Genomic DNA, 17,055 nt, shown 5'->3' with positions numbered 1-17,055 from the left:
GATTTTACTCGGAGTGGGTGTCCTGTTGCGCCTGTTTACGCTTTTCACGCGGATCGTTGTGAGCCCGTGTGCGGCGACGTGGTTTAGGCGTTTCTTCAGTTGCTGCATCTTCAGCGGGAGCTTCGCTAGCCACCGGCTGAGCAGGCTGAGGCTCTACTTCAGTCGTTTCTAGTTCGCCGCTATGTTCGACGCTCTTTTCTTCCTCGCCTTGCTTTTGCTCGCTGCTGGATGGCTCTTCAACTGAAGAGGCCGCGTCGTCACGCTCAGAAGCGCTCTCAGAAATGCTTGGTGTTACTGCTTCCTGGCGAATTTCCTGGGCGTTAGTTGACGCTTCAGGCTGGCGCTGTTCGCTGCTTTGATCCGTGTCAGCGCTACTGAGAGGCTCAGCGGCAGCTTCTTCAATAGTGGCCGCCGGATCGACCGCGTTGGCCGCAGGCGGTTCGATAGCTTCAGGTGCTACCGATTCGCTAGCACTTGGCTGGTTATCAGCAGTTTGCTCAGTTTCAGAAGGCTCCGAGTTGGTTTCGATTGCTTCTGAGTTCACCTCAGGTGGCACTGACGTAGTCTTACTCTCTTCAGAATGAGGTTCAGTCGTTTCAGAGGCAGCAGCAGGTGCGGGCTCTTCGCTGGTGACGGGCTTGACAGCGGCTTCCTGCTCAGCGGTGTCAGAAGCAGGTTGAGTGGCTTCATCGGCAGATGCGGCGACGTCAGCATTCTGAGTCTCGGCAGTTGGTGCTTCTGAAGCCGGTCTCTCTGAAGCTGGTGCTTCTACTTCCGGTGCCGAAGTTTTCGCGTCTGACGCTTCGGTTGTTGGCGCGACAGGCGCTTCATCCGCAGGTTCAGCGGTTTCTGGCGCTTCATCTACCACTTCTGCCTGCAGCTTTAACTGCTCGGCTTCTGCCTGTGGGTTGATCGCCTGGGTACGTGTGCGGTTACGCGGGTTGTTACGCGTACGCTTCGGCTTGCCGTCATCCTGCTTGGCTTCTGGCTGTTTGGCAGTTTCATCGGGTTGGCTGTCTTGGCCAGCCTCGCGACGTGGCTCTTTCGGCGCTGCGCTTTTGCCGTTATTGCTCTTTTTAGAGCTGTCTTTGCCAGAGCTATCCGACTGGCTCTCTTTACGAGGCGCTTTGTTGGCCGACTCTTCGGTGGCATCGTCTTGCTGGGGATGACGACGACGATTGCGGGTGCGGCTGGGGCCGCTGCGCTTGTCGCTGTTATCGTCACCGGCAGGACGCGGAGCAGTGGTGCGTTGCTCGCTTTTTTGCTCGGCTTTTTGTTCAGTTTTTGGCTCAGACCGGGCGCTGTTATCACTGCGCGACTCGCTACGGCTAGTGTTGTCGCCGCGCTCATTGCGTGAGGGCTTCTGTCGCGACTCACTGCTGCGCTGATTGGTTTTACGCTCGCTTGGCTTGCGCGGCGCCGGGGTTTCAGTCTTGGGCTCTGGCGCAGCTTCAGCATTACTTTCGTCGCTGCCTAGCAACTTGGCGAAGCCACGGATAAAGCGGCCAATGACGCTGGGTTGCTCGCTGGTCGCCGGTGCTGCTTTCACCGCCGGGGCAGCAGCAGGCGCTTTCTCTTCGCTTTGCAGCGATGCCGGCGCGGGGGCGTTATGCGTAACGCTTTTTACCGCTGCTTCTGCGCGTTGAGCGGGCGGTACGAAGCTGGGTGTCGGTTCCTTACCTACTTCGGTATCCGTGGAGAGCTCAAAGCTCGAAAGGCTTTGAGTGTCATCCTCGTCTAAATGATCATCGCGCAGGCGCTGTACGTCGTAGTGGGGCGTATCCATGTCAGGGTTAGGCAGCAGCACTACGCGAACATTTTGGCGGGACTCTAAATCGGCCAGCACACTGCGTTTTTCATTGAGCAGATACGTAGCGACGGGTACCGGCAGAATAGCGCGAATCTGCGCGCTGTTCTCTTTCATGGCCTCTTCTTCAATCAGGCGCATGATTGACAGCGACAGCGAACGCACATCGCGAATGGTGCCTTGACCATTACAGCGCGGGCAAACCACGCCGCTGGTTTCACCCAGCGAAGGACGCAGGCGCTGTCGGGACATTTCCATTAGGCCAAAGCGTGAGATGCGACCAATCTGCACCCGCGCGCGGTCTAGCTTAAGCGCATCGCGCATACGGTTTTCAACTTCACGCTGGTTGCGCGCTGGCCCCATGTCGATGAAGTCGATTACCACCAAGCCGCCGATATCGCGCAGGCGTAGCTGGCGGGCGATCTCATCGGCGGCTTCGGAGTTGGTTTGTAGGGCGGTTTCTTCGATATCGCTACCGCGGGTAGCACGCGCGGAGTTGATATCGATAGAAACCAGCGCTTCCGTGTGGTCGATCACGATCGACCCGCCAGATGGGAGTTTTACTTCACGCTGATAGGCCGTTTCGATTTGCGATTCGATCTGAAAGCGCGAGAACAGCGGTACCTCGTCAGCGTAAAGCTTGATCTTCTGCTGATACGAGGGCATTACCTGGCGAATAAAGCCTAGCGCTTCGGCGTGAATCTCGGGGCTGTCGATCAATACTTCGCCGATGTCCTGGCGCAAGTAGTCGCGCATAGCGCGAATGATGACGTTGGATTCACGGTAGATTAGGAATGGGGCAGGGCGCTTGGCGGCTTCAGTGGTGATCGATTCCCACACCTGAACCAGATAGTCCAAATCCCACTGCAGCTCTTCCGGGTTACGGCCAATGCCAGCGGTGCGCACGATCAGGCCCATTTTGTCCGGCACGGTCAATTGACCCATGGCATCTTTGAGCTGACTACGCTCATCGCCTTCGATACGGCGAGAAATGCCACCCGCACGCGGGTTGTTGGGCATCAATACCAAAAAGCGGCCCGCCAGGCTGACAAAGGTGGTAAGCGCGGCGCCTTTATTGCCACGCTCTTCCTTGTCGACCTGAACGATGACTTCTTGGCCCTCTTTAAGCACTTCTTTAATGCTGGGACGGCCGGAAACGTCTTTTACAAAGTACTCTTTAGAGATCTCTTTGAGCGGCAAAAAGCCGTGGCGGTCAGCGCCATAATCGACAAAGGCAGCTTCAAGTGAGGGCTCTACGCGGGTGATTTTACCGCGATAGATATTGGCTTTTTTCTGTTCTCGAGCGCCGGATTCGATGTCTAAATCGTACAGGCGTTGTCCATCGACTAAGGCGACGCGCAGCTCTTCAGGCTGTGTCGCATTAATAAGCATCCGTTTCATGTTGTCTCGCATAGCGTTGCGTGCCGGCGAACTGCCTATGGGGTGACGTAGGCGAACCGCTGGGTGCTGCGTGCTTGTGCTCGGCGCATTGCAATGCTGACGCGTCAAGCCGGGAAGGCATCATTGCCAACCCGGCCAGTAGGGCGTTGAGTACGTGGCGGAGGCAGGACATATTCCGGTGGTTGTCACATCCATCCGGCCCTGCTGACACCGCCAACACCTGGCATTCATCGATTCACCAACGCCGGCCACCGGCACAGCGTTGAACTTGTCGCCCGGAGCCAGCCAGCGCCTTGTGACGAGAAAGGAGGGGCTGCTCGGGGCGTGGCGTTGTTTCGTTGCTGCCTGCCGTTGAGGGCGAGGCTTACTTTTCTCTGCCAGCATAAAAACGGGCGGCAGAGTTACTGCATTTTTTTAGATCAGATATTGGTACTGAAAAACGGGCAATGCGTACACTGGTGCCGTTTTTGTGTTCAGGCCTGCGTGTTAGTCGGGCAGGCGCATTAACCGAGCTCAGCGTAGACGTCTTCTGCTAACAAATTTAACCAATTAGCTATTTAGCTGCTAGCCGCGAGCGTTAGACAAGAAAGCTTTATGCGCTTGGCTGGTGAACGTTTTGGAATATAACAGTAAAGACAACGACCAGCAATTGACGCAATGCCCTTGGGTCTACGCTAGAATGCCGTTTTTTAGCTGATGTTAGCGAACTACAGCAGGAGCAAGCGGCAATGTCCGAAGGGCGCGAAGTACAGTGGGTGGATATTGCCCCAGAGCAAGCTGGGCAGCGAATTGATAATTTCCTCATGACGCGGCTCAAAGGAGCGCCAAGGGCGCTGATTTATCGCATCGTACGTAAAGGCGAAGTGCGCGTTAATAAAAAGCGCGTCAAAGTGGATTACCGTTTGCAGGCGGGCGATTTAGTGCGCGTGCCACCGCTGCGCTTGGCGCCCCGTGAGGCGGTCAAGGAAGTGAGCGATAATTTACGCGACCTGTTGGTGGGCAGCGTTATTATGGAAGGCCCTGATTGGATGGTGCTGAACAAGCCTTCGGGCTTGGCGGTGCACGGTGGTAGCGGGGTTAAAATAGGTTTGATTGAAGCGCTGCGCCAGGTGCGCGATGATTTGAGTTTTTTGGAATTAGTACACCGTCTGGATCGTGATACTTCGGGCTGTTTGTTACTAGCCAAGTCCCGGGATGCGTTGGTAACCCTCAATGAGTCACTGAAAAAGCACGGTATGGATAAGCGCTATCTAGCCTTGGTTAGCGGGCGCTGGCCGGCGCGTAAAACGTATGAGAGTGCCCGCCTGGATCGTTTTGATGCGGGCAATGGCGAGCGCCGGGTGAGAGTCGACCCCAATGGCAAAGTGTCGCGCACTCATTTTTCAGTGGTCGAGACGTTTGAAAAAGTCACGCTGATCGAAGCCGAACCGGTGACGGGGCGTACGCATCAAATTCGCGTGCATGCAGCTCATGCAGGCCATGCGTTGTTGGGCGATGATAAATACGCCACCCGGGAGAGCGGTCTGCTCACTAAGCAGTTGGGACTGGGGCGGCTGTTTCTGCATGCGCGTGCATTAACATTTCCAGAGCCCGGCAATGGACGCCCGGTGACCGTTAAAGCACCGCTGCCAGAGGCGCTGGAAGCTACCCTCACGCGTGCTCGTCAATAACCCGCCCCCTCAATACGGAGCTGTCATGCAGTATGAGCTAATTATATTTGATTGGGACGGTACCTTGATGGATTCGGTGCCGCGTATTGTCTCCTGCATGCAGGCCGCTGCCCTGGAAGCTGAGTGGGGCGAGCTTTCGACCGCTGAAGTGGAAGATATTATTGGTTTGGGATTACCCGAAGCCATTGCCCAGCTATGCCCGGGTATTTTGCCTGCGCAGGCCGAGCGCCTTCGTGAGCGTTACTCGCACCATTTTGTCACCGCGGATGCGACGCCGATGCTGTTTTTTGCCGGGGTTGAGGCACAAATTGCCCGCTTGCGTGGCCGTGAGCAGCAGCGGTTGGCGGTAGCGACCGGTAAAAGTCGCCGCGGCCTTGACCGCATTTTTGCTGAGACCAACAGCGGCGGCTGGTTTCACGCCAGCCGCACCGCCGATGAAACTCGCTCGAAACCCCATCCGCAAATGCTTTCGGAACTATTGGCCGAGTTAGAGGTGCCCGTCGAGCGAGCCGTGATGGTTGGCGATACGGCTTACGACCTTGAAATGGCCCGGGCCATTGGCATGGATCGCGTCGGCGTCACCTACGGCGTACATACGCCAGAGCGTTTGGCGCTCAGCCAGCCCAAGTGGATTGCCCATAGCATTAATGAGCTTTTTGATCGGCTGTAAGGTGAATAGCCAGCATTTACATAAGGACATTTTATGAGCGATGACCCAAACCGCCCCAGTGGCACAAACGACGGACGTGACGGCCCGACCAATGATGATCGCAATGAGGTGAGGGAGGATCGTTGGACACAGGGATCAGAGGTGCCACCTAGTAAGGGCGCTAAGCCTATGTCGGGTGCGCCAGACGATGATGCCGAAACCCTGCGCGAACGCCAGCGGCTGGCGCAGCTGGAAATGATGGATCACTGGATAGGCGGCGTGTTAACGGAACAGCGACGCACTCGCCGCTGGAAGCTGTTTTTCCGCCTGATGATGCTTACTATTGTGTTGGTGGCGCTATTTACCACCCTTTATAGTCTGTTTTGGGATTCGTCTAGTGCTACCGCGCCCACACAGCGACACTTAGGGATTGTGGAGGTCAGTGGGGTAATTGCCAGCGATTCGCCTGCCAATGCCGAGCGTATCATTGAGGGGCTGAATAACGCCTGGGAGGCGGAAGGCGCTGCTGCTGTGGTGCTGCACATTAATAGCCCGGGTGGTAGCCCGGTGCAGTCTCAGCGTATCTATGCAGAAATTATGCGTCTACGCGAGCAGGGCGATAAGCCGATTATCGCAGTGATCGAAGATGTCGGTGCCAGCGGCGCTTATTATATTGCGGCGGCGGCGAATGAGATCATTGCGTCGCCGGTGAGCCTGGTGGGTTCTATTGGCGTTATTTACGCGGGCTTTGGTTTTGAAGAGGCAATAGCGCGCATTGGTGTGGAGCGCCGCGTACTGACGGCTGGTGAAAATAAAGCCTTTCTTGACCCGTTTCAGCCACTGGATGAAGAGGCGGAGCAGTTTTGGCAGGAAGTGCTCAGCCAAACTCACCGTCAGTTTATTGATGATGTGCGTGCGGGAAGAGGTGGAAGGCTTAGCGACAGCCCCGATATATTTTCAGGCCTGGTCTGGAGTGGTGAGCAGAGCCTTGATCTAGGCTTGGTTGACCAGTTAGGCAGCCTTGAGCAAGTGGCGCGTGACCGAGTGGGTGACACCAATTGGGTCGATTATACGCCGAGTCTTGATCCATTTGAGCGCCTGACGCGCCGCTTTACCCAGGTCGTCGCCGAGGTGTTGGGCGTCAGTGCGCCCGCTACCCCGCTGCGCTTCTAAGCGCTTAGTTGTCAGGCCCTTGGTTGTCGGCTCTACTGATGATCAGGAGGCGCCAAGCGGGTCTAAACCCGCTTGGCGCAGCATGTCACAAAGCGCAATCAGTGATAACCCAATCAATGCGTTGGGGTCGCGGCCTTCAAGCTTCTCAAACAGCGCTATACCTAAGCCTTCCATGCGAAAGCTGCCAGCGCTGTCGAGTGGCTGTTCTTTGGCGACATAGTTTTCAATTTCCTGGGTGCTCAAGTGGCGGAAAACCACCTCGAATGGCTCGACGTGCACCTGATGACGCTGGTGGCGTGTATCCAACAGCGCTAAACCGGTCAAAAAAGTGACACGCTGGCCGGAAAAGCGGCTCAGGTTGGCGCGTGCCTTGGCTTCCGTATGCGGTTTGCCAAGAATGTCGCCTTCAAATACTGCTACTTGGTCAGAGCCGATAATGCAGTGGTGGGGGAAATGGTGCGCAACGGCGTTAGCTTTGCTGAGCGCTAGTCGATGGACCAGAGCGTGGGGTGTTTCGCCACTATGGGGCATTTCATCAATATTCGGCGAATAGCATTGGTAGGGGAGCTGCAGTCGATCCAGCAGCTCGCGCCGCCAACGCGAGCTGGAGGCCAGTACCAGCTCGGTCGTTGATGCCTGACTGCTTGATGGCTCGGTCATTGCGGATGAAGTCACAAATAGCTCCTGGCTGGGTAGTGGCGCAACGTGGCGCAAATGCAATTTCAAAGCAGTAGAGTGTAGCGAAAGCAGCTAAACCTGCCTATGTTGGCTGTTTATTGAGGCCACGGTTGGTTATTGATTGAGGAAGGCATGAAGAAATATACCGACAGCTTTGACACCAGCAGGGGGAGTGCCTATCATTGCGCGCCTATGTTGACCTCACAACTCCCCAGTCGGGTGGAGCCTTATAAGCTCGCAGCCCGCCACGAACGAATCGAAGGCTTGGTAGCGCTGGATAAACTGCCACGTCTTGCCGAAGAAGCGGGTGTCCAAACCGGCGACTGTCATGTCGTGCTTGAGTTTGGCGTCGATGCTCAAGGTCGTCGTGAAATTCGTGGCCACTTGCAAGCGACGTTGGCGCTTGCCTGCCGACGCTGCCTGGTGCCGCTGCCTCAAGAGGTGAGCAGTGACTTTCTGCTTGGAATGGTCACTGACGAAGCCTTAGCGGCCGAGTTGCCTGCTAGTCATGAACCGGTGCTGGTGGAAAAGGAACAGCTGGATCTTCTGACGGTGGTTGAGGATGAGTTAATTCTCAGCCTGCCCCAGGTGGTCTATCACGATGAAGCCGAATGTCATGTCTCGGCGGAGCAGCTGGTCAGCAAAACAGAAGGCGCGGCGGCAGAAACAACGCCAGCGACGAATCCATTTGCGGTGCTCAATGTCTTAAAAGGCAAAAAATAAGCACCCTTTAACTTAAATACCTTGGAGTAAACACCCATGGCAGTTCAGCAGAACCGTAAAACTCGTTCCAAGCGCGGCATGCGTCGTAGCCACGATGCACTGACCGCTCCGACGCTGTCTCAAGACAAAGAAACGGGTACGACTCACCTGCGTCACCACATTTCTCCAGACGGTTTCTACCGTGGTCGTAAAGTGATTGAAGTATAAACCTCAATTGCGTTATTAAGCGGCTAAACGGACTCAGTGCGGTATGCGCCTAGCGATTGATGTGATGGGGGGTGACCAAGGCCCTCATGCGATTATCACAGGTGCTGCAAAGGCAGTGGTGGAACACCCAGACCTTGAGCTGATTCTGTTTGGCCCGCGTCAGCAGATTCTTGCTGAGCTTTCACGCTTGCCGCAGCCTCTGGTTGCGGCAGCGTCACGTTTGGTGGCGCGTGAAGCACCTGACTGCATTATGCCATCGACAACCGCTGCCTGGGCGCTGCGCAAGGGGCAGGCGACCAGTATGATGCACATGCTGCGAAGTGTCGCTCAGGGCGAGGCGGTTGCCGGTGTAAGTGCGGGTAATACGGCAGCACTTGTGGCATTAGCAAGGCGCGAGCTGGGGATGGTCGAGGGTATTTCTCGGCCAGCGATCAGTACCGCGATTCCAGCGCGCCAAGGGCGTCGCTGTTATTTGCTGGACTTAGGTGCCAATGTGGACTCTCCCGCTCATCGGCTGGTGGATTTTGCGCTAATGGGCGCGGCGATGGCGCAGTGCGTTGATGGCACGGCTATGCCACGTGTCGCGCTGCTCAATGTTGGTGCTGAGGCCACTAAAGGATGTGCCAGCGTTCGCGAAGCTGATCGTTTGCTGCGCGAGCATGCCAATAGAGGTGCTTTTGACTATCAAGGTTATGCCGAGGGTGGTGACCTGTTTAAAGGCCAGCTTGACGTAGTGGTATGCGATGGCTTTGTGGGTAACGCTGTGCTCAAGGCAAGCGAAGGTTTGACAAGTATGTTGGTTGAACGCGTGCAGATGGCGTTTGAATCGCGCTTAAGTGGTCGTTTAGCAAGCCTACTGGCCAAACCTGTGTTGAGGCGTTTAAAGCAGGAGTTAGATCCTGTGCGCTATAACGGGGCCAGTTTATTGGGGTTGCGCGGTATCGTGGTGAAAAGTCACGGCAGTACCCATGCCGATGGTTTCTACTACGCTATTCAGCGTGCTCTTCAGGAAGTAGAACATAATTTGCCTGCGCGGATCGCAGGCCGTTGGCAGGCGCCATTACGTGAAGCAGTGGCACCTGCGAGCCATGATTAGATAATAAATAATTTATTTTTTGCGAGCTTATAGGTGGCATCAGGATGTGCCAATAATCTCGCCTATCGCTCATATGAGCAAATGCCTACAAGTGCAAAGGTGAACGACATGTCTCAACCCCTTGCCCTCATTTTCCCCGGGCAAGGCTCTCAGCAGCTTGGAATGCTGCGAGAGCTGGCCGAGCGCTATAGTGTGGTGGGAACGACATTTGAGGAAGCGTCGGATGCTTTGGGCTACGACTTATGGAAAGTCGTCCAAGAGGGTCCTGAAGCATCGCTTAATGCAACCGCGTGCACCCAGCCCGCATTACTCTCTGCCAGCGTCGCTATTTGGCGCGTTTGGCAGGAGCTAGAAGGGCCTCGGCCTACTGTAATGGCGGGCCATAGCTTGGGCGAATACAGCGCGATGGTGTGCGCTGGCGTCATGAGCTTTGCCGAGGGCGTTAACTTAGTGCGTCTGCGCGGTGAGGCCATGCAGGAGGCCGTTCCCGCGGGTGAAGGTGGTATGGCGGCCATCCTTGGCTTGGCAGACGACGCGGTTGAAGCCGCCTGTGAAAAAGCCGCCCAGGGCGACGTGGTGTCTGCTGTCAACTACAACTCCCCTGGGCAGGTCGTAGTGGCAGGCTCCAAAGCAGCCGTTGAGCGGGCTATCGTTGCCTGCCAAGAAGCGGGGGCCAAGCGCGCCATGTCATTACCCGTTTCCGTTCCTTCGCATTGTGCGTTAATGCGCCCGGCCGCCGAGCGCCTAGCGGAGGCTATGCAGGCAATTGAATTGCGAACGCCACGCTATACCGTGATTCAAAATGTCGACGCCAAGGCGCATGCTGATACCGCGACACTTCGCACACGTCTCATCGAACAGCTTTATCAGCCAGTGCGCTGGAGCGCCTGCGTTGAGGCAATGGCTAGTCAAGATGTTGAAGTATTTATTGAGTGCGGGCCTGGAAAGGTGTTGACCGGCCTCAATAAGCGTATCGTGAAGGGTAGCAAGGGGTTGGCAGTGAATGACCCTGACAGCCTGAATGCTGCGCTTGAGCTGGCGCGTGAAACGTTGGCTGATAAAGCGTGACCAAGGGTTGTGTTATTCCGCTATCCTTGCTTGATTACACGGTTAGAGGCAGAACGTTATGACCCAAGAAAGTAGAGTTGCCCTGGTAACAGGGGCCAGTCGCGGTATTGGCCAGGCCATTGCTCGTGAGTTAGGTCGTCAAGGCCGTATCGTCATTGGCACAGCGACTAGCGAGTCCGGTGCTGAAAAAATTGATGCTGATTTAAAAGAGAATGGCATTGAAGGCGCAGGTCTGTGTCTTAACGTGACGAACCAGGCCAGCATTGACAGCGTATTGAAAACCATCACTGAGCGCTTTGGTGCGCCGACCATTTTGGTTAACAATGCCGGTATCACGCGAGACAATTTGCTGATGCGTATGAAGGAGGATGAGTGGGACTCCGTGATGGATACCAACTTAAAATCTGTCTATCGTGTTAGTAAGGCGTGTTTGCGGGGTATGACCAAGGCGCGTTTTGGGCGTATTGTGTCGATCAGCTCTGTAGTGGCAACCATGGGCAACCTGGGCCAAACTAACTATGCTGCAGCCAAAGCGGGTATGGAAGGTTTTAGTCGTGCTTTAGCGCGTGAGGTGTCTTCTCGCGCCATTACGGTTAACGCGGTGGCGCCGGGCTTTATTGCCACCGATATGACCGAGGCGTTGCCCGAAGCCCAGCATGAAATGTTACTTAAGCAAATTCCGTTGGCTCGCTTAGGGGCACCGGAAGAGATCGCCGCAGCGGTTGGCTTTCTGACCAGTGATGCAGCCGGTTACATCACCGGTGAGACGCTTCACGTGAATGGCGGCATGAATATGCGTTGATGGCCTTGGGGATGGCGGTTGCGTCGACCCGAGGGCGTCTATAAACTACCCCGCAGCTTTTGGCTTGCGGTTTCCAAATAGCTGGTTATCAAAAACGGCTAATGTGAACGACTGGAGTACGTTAATGAGTACTATTGAAGAGCGCGTTAAGAAAGTGGTAGCAGAGCGCCTGAACGTTAAAGAAGAAGACATCCAAAACAGCTCTTCTTTTACAGAAGACTTGGGTGCTGATTCGCTCGACACCGTTGAGCTGGTCATGGCTTTGGAAGAGGAATTCGATACTGAAATTCCTGATGAAGAAGCTGAGAAAATCACCACGGTTCAAGAAGCCATCGATTACGTGAACGCCCACCAGTAAGGGCTGCGTCGATGCATCGAACCAGGGTGGGGTGCTAGTCACCCGCCTTAAGAGCCGTCCTTTCGCAGGGCGGCTTTTTTGCTTTGCTGCCACAATGCTTATAACGTTCAATCTCCGTTATACTGTTGACCAAATTTAAGCAGCGAATGACCCAAGTGGGTCGCGTCACCATGGATGCCTGGAGGAAAGCTGATGGCACGGAAAAGGGTAGTGGTAACTGGGTTAGGCCTGGTGACCCCAGTGGGTAATAACGTTGATGAGTCGTGGGCCAACATTGTGGCCGGTAAAAGCGGTATTACGCCTATTGAGCATTTTGACACCAGTGGCTTTAACACGCGTTTTAGTGGGTCGATCAAGAACTTTGATATTAGTCCGTACCTGAATCCTAAAGATGCTCGCAAGATGGATCTCTTCATTCAGTACGGTATGGCGGCGGGCGCCCAAGCGGTTGAAGATTCCGGTATCGAGTGCACGGAAGAGAATGCGGATCGTATCGGTGTGGCTATCGGTTCAGGCATTGGTGGCCTACCAATGATTGAACATAACCACAACGCGCTTAACAAGGGTGGGGCCCGGAAGGTGTCGCCGTTCTTTGTGCCGGGCTCCATCATTAATATGATTTCGGGCAATATGGCGATTCAGCACGGCTTTAGAGGGCCGAATATCGCGATTACCACTGCCTGTACCACCGGTACCCATAATATTGGTTACAGCGCGCGCACGATCGCCTATGGCGATGCGGATGTCATGGTCTGTGGTGGTGCCGAGATGGCGACGACCCCGCTAGGTCTTGGCGGCTTTTCAGCGGCTCGCGCGCTTTCAACGCGTAATGATGACCCTCAGGCGGCCAGCCGCCCGTGGGATACTGATCGCGATGGCTTTGTCTTATCCGACGGTGCGGGTGTGTTGGTGCTTGAAGAGTATGAGCATGCCAAAACGCGAGGAGCTCACATCTATGCCGAGCTGGTCGGCTTTGGCATGAGCGATGATGCTTACCACATGACATCGCCACCGGAAGATGGTCGCGGCGCGGCGCTCTCTATGCGCAATGCCATCAAAGATGCCCAGGTTGACGTTTCTGAAGTGCACTATATCAATGCCCATGGCACTTCAACCGCGGCAGGTGACCTAGCAGAAAGTCGAGCCATTGAGAACGTACTGGGTGATGCAGCCAATAATGTGGCCGTGAGCTCTACCAAGTCGATGATCGGCCACCTGTTGGGTGCCGCTGGTGCGGTAGAGGCAGTGTTCAGCATTCTGGCTATTCGTGACCAGATCGCACCGCCGACCATCAACCTGGATAACCCACAGCCGGGTTGCAATCTGGATTATGTACCGCATACCGCACGGAACATGCGGATTGATATGGCGCTTTCCAACTCCTTTGGCTTTGGTGGTACTAACGGTTCGCTGTTATTCAAGAAGGTGTAATTGACGATGTTGCCGCCCGCGTTATCTGACGAACAAACTGTGCCGTTTGATGATCGCGGGCTTGCGTATGGTGATGGCCTCTTTGAAACGGTGCTGTTGCGGGCGGGAAAACCGGTGCTATGGCGTTATCACACAGACCGCCTAGCGAAAGGATGCCAGTGCCTAAATATACCGTTACCTTGTCAAGCAACACTGGATGCCACGTGGCAGGGTGACTGCACCGCTGAGCTGGAAGTACTCAAGCTTATCTTGACGCGTGGCAGTGGTGGGCGGGGTTATGCGCAGCCGGATGAAGTAACACCGCGTTTACTTAGTCGCCGTACGCCATTTCAACCCTCAATTCAGCGCTGGCAGCAGGGTGTCACAGTCAGGCTTTGTAATTTGCGTCTTAGCCGCCAGCCACGGTTGGCCGGTATTAAGCACCTTAATCGTCTGGAGAACGTACTGGCCCGCCAGGAATGGAGCGATACCGCGATCGCCGAAGGTCTGCTCGCTGATAGCGAAGGCCGGGTCATAGAAGCCACCAGTATGAATATTTTTTGGCTGCAGGCAGGGCAAGTGTTCACGCCTTTTGTTGACCAATGCGGAGTAGCAGGCACGTTGCGCGCTGGATTAATTGATCAAGGTGTCGTTGCTCTGGGGGCGCTGTCGCTGGATTGCCTTGCAGAGGTCGAGCGGCTATGGGTAGCAAACTCTGTTCAGGGAGTGTGGCCTGTGACGACACTGCTAGCAGCGGATGGTTCGTTGCTGCAGCGCTGGGCTGTGAGTGAGTCTGATCCCTTTCAGCGTTTGGCCCATCAGTTGTTAGGCTTTGTCTAAACGTCAGCCTTCTTATCAATATCGCCCTGCAATTATTTTGAGGTGTCATGGTGAAACGGTTATTAACCGCTTTGTTAGTCGTAGTCATAATCGGGGCTGCCGGTGCAGCAGGCGGTTATTTTTATTGGCAGAGCCGCTTAGAGGCACCGCTAGCGCTTGATGAGCCAACGCTTTACCAAGTGCCTTCTGGTGCGGGGTTTAATCAGGTGGTGGCGGAGTTGGAATCCCAGGGCATACTGGAAGATGCTTGGGCGTTTCGCTTATTAGCGCGGGTGGAGCCGGAGCGCGTGCCGCGGCTGCGTACTGGCGAATATCAGCTTTTGCCGGATATGAGCGGGCTGGAAATGATGGCGCTGCTAGGCAGTAATAACGTTGTCACCTATCCGCTGACGATTCCTGAGGGGTGGACCTTTCGTCAAATGCGCGACTTGCTCAATGCCGCACCAAAACTTGACCATCGCACGGCTGATTTGAGCGACGAAGAGGTGATGACGCTACTTGATCGTGAAGGCACCTTTCCTGAGGGATGGTTCTTTCCCGATACCTATCGTTACCACCTGGGGATGAGCGACGTCGATCTACTACAGCAGTCGCTTGAGCGTATGGAGCGAATTCTGGACAGTGTCTGGGAAGAGCGTGCCGACGACCTGACCATTGAGTCGCCCTACGAGGCGCTTATTATGGCCTCTTTGATTGAGCGCGAAACGGGGGCGCCGGAGGAGCGGCGCGAGATTGCCGGGGTGTTTAAGCGCCGCATGGAGCAGGGTATGCGCTTACAAACCGACCCGACGATTATTTATGGCATGGGCGAGCGCTATGAAGGACGCATCACCCGCGCTGATCTGCGTGAAGCGACGCCCTATAACACTTATGTGATTGATGGCATGCCGCCCACGCCGATCGCTTTGCCGGGGCGTGCGTCATTGGAAGCGGCGGTAAACCCGCTACCCGGCGAAACGCTCTATTTTGTTTCCCGGGGCGATGGCACACATCACTTCTCGCGTACATTGCGGGAGCATAATAATGCCGTTAATCGCTATATTCGCAATCGGTAATAGCTATGACCTATCATCAAAGTCATCATCACATTGATCACCACAGTAAGGGAGCATGATGAGCAAGCGGGGACGCTTCATTACGCTGGAAGGCGGCGAAGGCGTGGGAAAGTCTACCAATGTGGGCTTTGTCGCCGAGTGGCTGGAAGCCCAGGGGCTGGAAGTGGTGTGCACACGTGAGCCGGGGGGAACTGAGCGAGGCGAAGCTATTCGAGCACTGCTGCTGGACCCGGCCCCCCAAGAGCCGCTGCATGTGGACGCAGAACTGCTGCTTATGTTTGCCGCTAGGGCGCAGCATTTAGCGGAGAAAATTCTGCCTGCCCTGGCAAGAGGCGCATGGGTAGTGTGTGATCGCTTTACTGACGCTACCTTTGCCTATCAGGGCGGCGGCCGAGGTATTGCCAAGGAGCGTATCGCCGTGCTGGAAAATTTTGTTCAGCAGGGGCTCTCGCCCGATTTAACGCTTTTGCTCGATATGCCTAAAGAGGCGGCAAAGCAGCGTTTAGAAGTACGCCTGCGCGATCGTCACGAGCAGCTTGACCGTTTTGAGCAAGAGCAGGCCGATTTTTTCCAAGCTGTACGCGACGCCTATTTGGCACGAGCAGAAGAAGCCCCCGAACGTTTTGCAGTGATTGAAGCTCAACACTCCCTAGAAGAAGTACAGACGCAGCTTCGTAAGACCCTTTCGGCGCGAGTAACAGCATGGCGTTAACCGGTGTTATGCCGTGGCACCTTGCCACCTGGCATCAGTTAACCCGTCTGGCCGATGGAGGGCGGATGCCCCATGCGCTGCTCATTCATGGCGCCCATGGGGTAGGTAAGCAACAGTTGGCGGAGGCGTTAATCGCCCGGACACTTTGCGCCACTCCTGCCGACCAGGCCTGTGGTCATTGCCATAGCTGCGCTATGTTGGCATCGGGATATCATCCTGATTTGCTGCGGGTCTCGCCGGAAGAGGGCAAACGCCAGATTCGTATTGACCCTATTCGCGAGGTTAACCGCTTTGTTTCTCAAACGGCTCAGCAGGGGGGATACCGGGTCATCGTCATTTCACCGGCTGAGGCAATGAACGTTGCCGCTGCTAATGCGCTGCTTAAAAGCCTGGAAGAGCCCGGCAATAAGACGCTGTTTATCCTGCTCTCTGACGTGCCTTCACGGATGCTGCCAACGATCCGCTCGCGCTGTCAGCAGTGGTCCCTGCCCAGTGTTGCCTTTGAAGCGTGTCGTGGTTGGCTGATCGAGAAACTCAACAGTGCCGACGAAGCCTACTTCTGGTGGCAGGTAGCGGGAGGCCTGCCGCTACTGGCGGTGGAGTTGGCCGCGCCCGAAGAGCGCGCTTTGCGCCACCAAATTCACGACAGTTTTGAGCAGTTGGTGCGCGGCGCAGAGCCAGTATCAGAGGCCGCGCGGCTGGATCGCCAGGCGATTGATGCCATTTTGTGGTACGGTATTGCCTGGCTGGAAGACCTGATTCGTCTCGGTTTATCCGGTGAAGCAGCCGTGCTGCACAATCCCGATCTTGAGCCGCTTTATCGTCAGGCGGTCAAAAATGGCCGGGTGCAGGATTGGTTTCGCCTGCTGGATTATGCCCGTGAACAGCGGCGGCTGTTGGCGGTGGGGGCTAACCCAAATCCCCAGTTGGTGCTTGAGGCGTGGTTGGTTCGCTGGGCGGCTCTGCTACGCTCCTAGCGGAGAGTGTTCTCCCTATTTCACAGCAATCTAGCGAGGTTGTTATGGCAGCCCAAAAAGCGCTCTCTCTTAACATTCCTGATGTGCCGACACTGCTCTCCGCTTATATGCCATTTCTGGATCGAGGGGGGATTTTTGTGCCCACTCAGACTCCCTATGCACTGGGTCAGCAGGTGTTTTTACTGCTGACGCTGCCGGGTGAAAGCGAACGTCTTTCAATCACCGGCCACGTGGTATGGGTCTCGCCCGAGGGTGTCAGCGGCCGGCGCATTCCTGGTATTGGTCTACATTTCAGCCAGCAAGATTACCCTGTGCGTGATCGCATTGAGACGCTGCTTGCCGGACAGTTGGATAAGGCAGCCCCGTCGTTCACGCTCTGATTAAATCGCCGTTGATACCTTGAAAGTAAGCACCATGGTGTTAACGCCC

Annotated in this window: 17 protein-coding genes; 15 read left to right on the top strand and 2 right to left on the bottom strand. The window is 55.6% G+C overall.

Going from position 1 to position 17,055, the window contains the following annotated elements:
* Positions 1 to 4 precede the first annotated feature (4 nt).
* Entirely contained in the window at positions 5 to 3,208 is a 3,204-nt protein-coding gene (rne, locus tag KO116_RS13055) for a ribonuclease E (protein ID WP_035566210.1), read from the bottom strand.
* 728 nt (positions 3,209 to 3,936) lie between these two features.
* On the opposite strand from rne, the gene KO116_RS13050 reads away from it, so the two are divergent.
* Genes KO116_RS13050 through sppA form a run of 3 tightly spaced genes read left to right on the top strand, consistent with a single transcriptional unit; the run spans position 3,937 to position 6,700 of the window.
* Entirely contained in the window at positions 3,937 to 4,878 is a 942-nt protein-coding gene (locus KO116_RS13050; protein ID WP_035566208.1) for an RluA family pseudouridine synthase, read from the top strand.
* 25 nt (positions 4,879 to 4,903) lie between these two features.
* The gene (locus tag KO116_RS13045; protein ID WP_035566205.1) at positions 4,904 to 5,548 is read left to right on the top strand and encodes an HAD family hydrolase; all 645 of its coding nucleotides are present in this window, start codon (positions 4,904 to 4,906) and stop codon (positions 5,546 to 5,548) included.
* 33 nt (positions 5,549 to 5,581) lie between these two features.
* A complete protein-coding gene (sppA, locus tag KO116_RS13040) occupies positions 5,582 to 6,700 on the top strand; it encodes a signal peptide peptidase SppA (protein WP_035566202.1) in 1,119 nt (372 codons plus the stop codon).
* Positions 6,701 to 6,742: 42 nt separating this feature from the next.
* Here the strand turns inward: sppA and KO116_RS13035 are convergent, their stop codons facing one another.
* Positions 6,743 to 7,360 carry a Maf family protein gene (locus KO116_RS13035; RefSeq protein WP_035566199.1) on the bottom strand — a complete coding sequence of 206 codons (618 nt, stop codon included), beginning with the start codon at positions 7,358 to 7,360 and terminating at the stop codon, positions 6,743 to 6,745.
* A 210-nt stretch (positions 7,361 to 7,570) separates the two neighbouring features.
* Between KO116_RS13035 and KO116_RS13030 the strand changes: the two genes are divergently transcribed.
* The 12 genes from KO116_RS13030 to KO116_RS12975 all read left to right on the top strand — a co-directional run bounded on the left by KO116_RS13030 (position 7,571) and on the right by KO116_RS12975 (position 17,006).
* Positions 7,571 to 8,101: a YceD family protein gene (locus KO116_RS13030; RefSeq protein WP_008956806.1), complete on the top strand. Its 531-nt coding sequence runs from the start codon at positions 7,571 to 7,573 to the stop codon at positions 8,099 to 8,101.
* 36 nt (positions 8,102 to 8,137) lie between these two features.
* Positions 8,138 to 8,308, top strand: coding sequence for a 50S ribosomal protein L32 (rpmF, locus tag KO116_RS13025; RefSeq protein WP_008956805.1), 171 nt, complete (start codon positions 8,138 to 8,140; stop codon positions 8,306 to 8,308).
* A gap of 43 nt (positions 8,309 to 8,351) precedes the next feature.
* On the top strand, positions 8,352 to 9,404 hold the full coding sequence (plsX, locus tag KO116_RS13020; protein ID WP_035566197.1) for a phosphate acyltransferase PlsX: 1,053 nt from the start codon (positions 8,352 to 8,354) through the stop codon (positions 9,402 to 9,404).
* A gap of 108 nt (positions 9,405 to 9,512) precedes the next feature.
* Positions 9,513 to 10,472 carry an ACP S-malonyltransferase gene (fabD, locus tag KO116_RS13015; protein WP_035566194.1) on the top strand — a complete coding sequence of 320 codons (960 nt, stop codon included), beginning with the start codon at positions 9,513 to 9,515 and terminating at the stop codon, positions 10,470 to 10,472.
* Positions 10,473 to 10,530: 58 nt separating this feature from the next.
* Complete coding sequence (gene fabG, locus KO116_RS13010) at positions 10,531 to 11,274, top strand: 3-oxoacyl-ACP reductase FabG (RefSeq protein WP_035566191.1); 744 nt, start codon at positions 10,531 to 10,533, stop codon at positions 11,272 to 11,274.
* Between the two features lie 124 nt (positions 11,275 to 11,398).
* Positions 11,399 to 11,632, top strand: coding sequence for an acyl carrier protein (gene acpP, locus KO116_RS13005; protein WP_008956801.1), 234 nt, complete (start codon positions 11,399 to 11,401; stop codon positions 11,630 to 11,632).
* Between the two features lie 192 nt (positions 11,633 to 11,824).
* Positions 11,825 to 13,063 (top strand): beta-ketoacyl-ACP synthase II, encoded by a 1,239-nt coding sequence (gene fabF / locus KO116_RS13000; RefSeq protein ID WP_035566189.1) that lies wholly within the window; start codon positions 11,825 to 11,827, stop codon positions 13,061 to 13,063.
* A 6-nt stretch (positions 13,064 to 13,069) separates the two neighbouring features.
* On the top strand, positions 13,070 to 13,882 hold the full coding sequence (pabC, locus tag KO116_RS12995; RefSeq protein WP_035566186.1) for an aminodeoxychorismate lyase: 813 nt from the start codon (positions 13,070 to 13,072) through the stop codon (positions 13,880 to 13,882).
* Between the two features lie 47 nt (positions 13,883 to 13,929).
* A complete protein-coding gene (mltG, locus tag KO116_RS12990; protein WP_035566183.1) occupies positions 13,930 to 14,937 on the top strand; it encodes an endolytic transglycosylase MltG in 1,008 nt (335 codons plus the stop codon).
* Between the two features lie 58 nt (positions 14,938 to 14,995).
* Positions 14,996 to 15,649, top strand: coding sequence for a dTMP kinase (gene tmk / locus KO116_RS12985; protein WP_179914850.1), 654 nt, complete (start codon positions 14,996 to 14,998; stop codon positions 15,647 to 15,649).
* Complete coding sequence (locus KO116_RS12980) at positions 15,640 to 16,626, top strand: DNA polymerase III subunit delta' (RefSeq protein ID WP_035566178.1); 987 nt, start codon at positions 15,640 to 15,642, stop codon at positions 16,624 to 16,626. Before tmk ends, KO116_RS12980 begins: the two co-directional genes overlap by 10 nt.
* Positions 16,627 to 16,670: 44 nt before the next feature.
* Entirely contained in the window at positions 16,671 to 17,006 is a 336-nt protein-coding gene (locus tag KO116_RS12975; RefSeq protein WP_008956795.1) for a PilZ domain-containing protein, read from the top strand.
* Positions 17,007 to 17,055 lie beyond the last annotated feature (49 nt).

It is taken from the genome of Halomonas sp. KO116, assembly GCF_000734975.2.
GTDB lineage: Bacteria > Pseudomonadota > Gammaproteobacteria > Pseudomonadales > Halomonadaceae > Vreelandella > Vreelandella glaciei.
This window is presented reverse-complemented; position numbering and strand designations above follow the sequence as displayed.

Bases quoted from the DNA above. Each gene is read 5' to 3' on its own strand.
- rne (WP_035566210.1), bottom strand. From the start codon at position 3,208: ATGAAACGGATGCTTATTAATGCGACACAGCCTGAAGAGCTGCGCGTC.
- KO116_RS13050 (WP_035566208.1), top strand. From the start codon at position 3,937: ATGTCCGAAGGGCGCGAAGTACAGTGGGTGGATATTGCCCCAGAGCAA.
- KO116_RS13045 (WP_035566205.1), top strand. From the start codon at position 4,904: ATGCAGTATGAGCTAATTATATTTGATTGGGACGGTACCTTGATGGAT.
- sppA (WP_035566202.1), top strand. From the start codon at position 5,582: ATGAGCGATGACCCAAACCGCCCCAGTGGCACAAACGACGGACGTGAC.
- KO116_RS13035 (WP_035566199.1), bottom strand. From the start codon at position 7,360: ATGACCGAGCCATCAAGCAGTCAGGCATCAACGACCGAGCTGGTACTG.
- KO116_RS13030 (WP_008956806.1), top strand. From the start codon at position 7,571: ATGTTGACCTCACAACTCCCCAGTCGGGTGGAGCCTTATAAGCTCGCA.
- rpmF (WP_008956805.1), top strand. From the start codon at position 8,138: ATGGCAGTTCAGCAGAACCGTAAAACTCGTTCCAAGCGCGGCATGCGT.
- plsX (WP_035566197.1), top strand. From the start codon at position 8,352: ATGCGCCTAGCGATTGATGTGATGGGGGGTGACCAAGGCCCTCATGCG.
- fabD (WP_035566194.1), top strand. From the start codon at position 9,513: ATGTCTCAACCCCTTGCCCTCATTTTCCCCGGGCAAGGCTCTCAGCAG.
- fabG (WP_035566191.1), top strand. From the start codon at position 10,531: ATGACCCAAGAAAGTAGAGTTGCCCTGGTAACAGGGGCCAGTCGCGGT.
- acpP (WP_008956801.1), top strand. From the start codon at position 11,399: ATGAGTACTATTGAAGAGCGCGTTAAGAAAGTGGTAGCAGAGCGCCTG.
- fabF (WP_035566189.1), top strand. From the start codon at position 11,825: ATGGCACGGAAAAGGGTAGTGGTAACTGGGTTAGGCCTGGTGACCCCA.
- pabC (WP_035566186.1), top strand. From the start codon at position 13,070: ATGTTGCCGCCCGCGTTATCTGACGAACAAACTGTGCCGTTTGATGAT.
- mltG (WP_035566183.1), top strand. From the start codon at position 13,930: ATGGTGAAACGGTTATTAACCGCTTTGTTAGTCGTAGTCATAATCGGG.
- tmk (WP_179914850.1), top strand. From the start codon at position 14,996: ATGAGCAAGCGGGGACGCTTCATTACGCTGGAAGGCGGCGAAGGCGTG.
- KO116_RS12980 (WP_035566178.1), top strand. From the start codon at position 15,640: ATGGCGTTAACCGGTGTTATGCCGTGGCACCTTGCCACCTGGCATCAG.
- KO116_RS12975 (WP_008956795.1), top strand. From the start codon at position 16,671: ATGGCAGCCCAAAAAGCGCTCTCTCTTAACATTCCTGATGTGCCGACA.